This is a genomic window from Methylobacterium sp. WL12, assembly GCF_008039475.1.
Taxonomy (GTDB): Bacteria; Pseudomonadota; Alphaproteobacteria; order Rhizobiales; family Beijerinckiaceae; genus Methylobacterium; species Methylobacterium cerastii.
Genome location: NZ_VRUW01000192.1, coordinates 1 through 2248, shown reverse-complemented (window position 1 = coordinate 2248; position 2248 = coordinate 1). Strand labels below are relative to the sequence as shown.

Annotated in this window: 1 protein-coding gene; it reads left to right on the top strand. The window is 55.8% G+C overall.

What is annotated here, in order from left to right:
- The first annotated feature begins 185 nt into the window (after window positions 1–185).
- Window positions 186–2036, top strand: coding sequence for a DUF4214 domain-containing protein (locus FV226_RS27365; protein ID WP_147765386.1), 1851 nt, complete (start codon window positions 186–188; stop codon window positions 2034–2036).
- Window positions 2037–2248: the final 212 nt, after the last annotated feature.

The following is a 2248-nucleotide window of genomic DNA, read 5'->3' as shown; positions in this document are numbered from 1 at the left end:
GTAGCGGGTCCGGTTCTTAGTCGTCCACATCGGCAGCCTCCACACAGGCAGCCTTGAATCACAAACCCCTCACATCACTCAATATGTCGCCGGACAGACACTGAGACACGCAACAAGCTCACTTGTCGTGGTGGGGTATTGTATGCACTGTATGGCGCTATATTGGATCCAGAGGATGGAAACGGATGCCAGGGCAAGCGGTGCGTATTTCGACCGACAATGGCGGTCTCAGGAGCATGGGATCCACGTCGGCGCAGTTTCTCGCGGACGGACACACGGTCGTCTATGCGGTGAACGGCGGTAGCGGTTTTGGATCGGACTCATATACATTTAGAGCCCGTGATTTTATAAGTGGAGAGCTCACCAACATCTCCGCTACGCCATTTGTCGGCTTCGTTTCGAATTTTGCCGTATCGCGCGATGGAAAGACGGCCGCTTTTACGACCGATATGACAAACCAAAGAGTCGATTATAATTTCTTCACTCAAAACCTCTCGACGGGAGTGGTGACGAAAGTCGCCAGCGATACCGGGGAAAATATCGCTACGAACAGCAGAACGTTCTCGCCCGATGGGACCAAGATTGTTTTTTCGAGTGGACAATCCGACCTCGTCCCAGGTGATACGAACGGATTTACCGACATATTCGTGAAGAACTTGGTCAGCGGGGCGGTATCGCTCGTCACGACTGCATCAGATGGCTCGCAGGCCATAGCCAGCAGTAATAGAGCTTTCTTCACGGCAAACAGCAGCAAGGTCGTCTTCTCGTCTACTGCAGGCAACCTCGTCGCGGGTGATACAAACGGGCAGTCGGACGTCTTTATCAAGGACCTCAGTACGGGAGCGACAACCCTTGTACAGAACACCACCGGGTATCAGGCGAGTGCAATTTCAGCCGATGGATCCAAGATCCTTCTCGAAAGCATGGGAACTGCATTCCCAAGTCTCTTCTCGCTCGACATCAAAACTGGTGCGTTAGTCACGCTGTCGAATCCCGTCAGTTCCCAATATTTTGGAAGTACCTATAATCCGTCTTATTCGCCAGATGGTTCGAAAGTGCTCTTTAACGAGCGTACGTTGGACAGCTCTGGATTAACAAAAGAGCAAGTTGTAATTTCTGATCTTGCAACTGGCATTCGAGAGGTGTTCGCCACTGACCCTGCTAGAGGCGCTGTGTTTTCGAACGATGGAGCGCGCGTTGCCTTCACATCAGACCTTGCTCTTGTTGCGAACGATGGCAATTATCGGTCTGACGTTTACCTGAGCGATCTCTTTAACCCGGTATTTGGGCAGCAGGTAACGGATACCTCGGGCAACGCCGGCAAAGTCTATGCCCTCTATCAGGGCCTCCTCGGCCGTGTGCCCGACTCCCTCGGGTATGAGATCAATACCGCTGCGGCGAATGCCGGGTTCTCGCTCCGTGACATGGCTGCCTCGTTCCTGGCTTCTCCCGAAGGTCAGGCACGCTCGGGAGCTGCTACGGATGTTCAGTTCGTCACTCAGCTCTACCGGACCACGCTGGGTCGGGAGCCTGATCAGGCTGGGTTGAATAACTACGTCAGCTTCCTGGGTACAGGCGGGGGGCGTGCAGACGTCGCATTGAGCTTTTCACAGTCGCCAGAATTTCTGAATACCTTGCAGCCGCAGTTCGCTCATGGTGTCGTCGTGACGGATGCGTCGGCTGCGCAGGCGGCCCGGCTCTACTATGGGATCTTTGATCGCGCGCCAGACGTGGGTGGCCTGCAAAACTGGTCGAACTATCTCAAGAGCGGCGGTTCGATCACCGATGCAGCGAACGCATTTCTCAACTCTGCAGAGAGCAAGGCTGCAGGATCTGCGGACAACGCGACCTACGTCAACTCTCTTTACGTGAATGCGCTTGATCGTCCCGCGGAGGCAGCGGGCCTCAAAGGGTGGGTCGATTATCTCAACGGTGGTGGAACGCGGGGCGCGGTAGCGGTGGCGATTGCCGAATCCCCTGAGGCTCAAGTTCACCTCGTGGGCGTGATCGAAAACGGCTTCTTCCTGTCAGCCTGACAGGTAGGCCTGGATTCGAAGCCGAGCAGCAATAGAGGGTCGGGTGCAGTCATATGGCGCCCGACTTTCTTTTGGCTCGTCCGACGACACCCTGCATCTCGGCCGGTCGTGTCCCTGGGCGTGGTGTAGCTTGGTGAGGGCCACCACGATCACCGGCTTGGGCCGGGACGATCAGGCTGCGAGGGTGGGCAGGCTGACGAGGGGATCATCGC

What these genes read in the sequence shown, in the direction of transcription:
- FV226_RS27365 (WP_147765386.1), top strand. Translation starts at nt 186, where the DNA reads ATGCCAGGGCAAGCGGTGCGTATTTCGACCGACAATGGCGGTCTCAGG.